This window comes from Pseudoalteromonas sp. S1609 (genome assembly GCF_005887255.1).
Taxonomy (GTDB): Bacteria; Pseudomonadota; Gammaproteobacteria; order Enterobacterales; family Alteromonadaceae; genus Pseudoalteromonas.
On sequence record NZ_PNDJ01000153.1, the window covers coordinates 1 to 400 of the forward strand.

The following is a 400-nucleotide window of genomic DNA, read 5'->3' on the forward strand; positions in this document are numbered from 1 at the left end:
TCAATTAATATTTAATAAAAATACAGATTTAAATTTTATAGAACTTAAGGGGAAATGGTCGGCGATGCAGGATTTGAACCTGCGACCCCTTGGACCCAAACCAAGTGCGCTACCAAACTGCGCTAATCGCCGATATTCTTTTTTGTAAATTGGGGTGACTGATGGGGCTCGAACCCACGACAACCGGAATCACAATCCGGGGCTCTACCAACTGAGCTACAATCACCACGGCATTACAGTGTTTTCAAAATGGCGCACCCAGAAGGATTCGAACCTTCGACCGACGCCTTAGAAGGGCGTTGCTCTATCCAGCTGAGCTATGGGCGCATCGAAAACTTCATAGTTCACTAGTAAGTTAAATTATTATGAGTAAACATAAAAATGGTCGGCGATGCAGGAT

The 400-nt window shown here is 44.2% G+C and carries 3 tRNA genes; all 3 read right to left on the bottom strand.

Annotated features, from left to right (window positions below):
- Window positions 1-55: 55 nt before the first annotated feature.
- The 3 genes from CWB76_RS19180 to CWB76_RS19190 all read right to left on the bottom strand — a co-directional run bounded on the left by CWB76_RS19180 (window position 56) and on the right by CWB76_RS19190 (window position 327).
- Window positions 56-132 (bottom strand) — tRNA-Pro (locus tag CWB76_RS19180).
- 18 nt (window positions 133-150) lie between these two features.
- A tRNA-His gene (locus CWB76_RS19185) sits at window positions 151-226 on the bottom strand.
- 24 nt (window positions 227-250) lie between these two features.
- Window positions 251-327, bottom strand: a tRNA-Arg gene (locus tag CWB76_RS19190).
- Window positions 328-400: the final 73 nt, after the last annotated feature.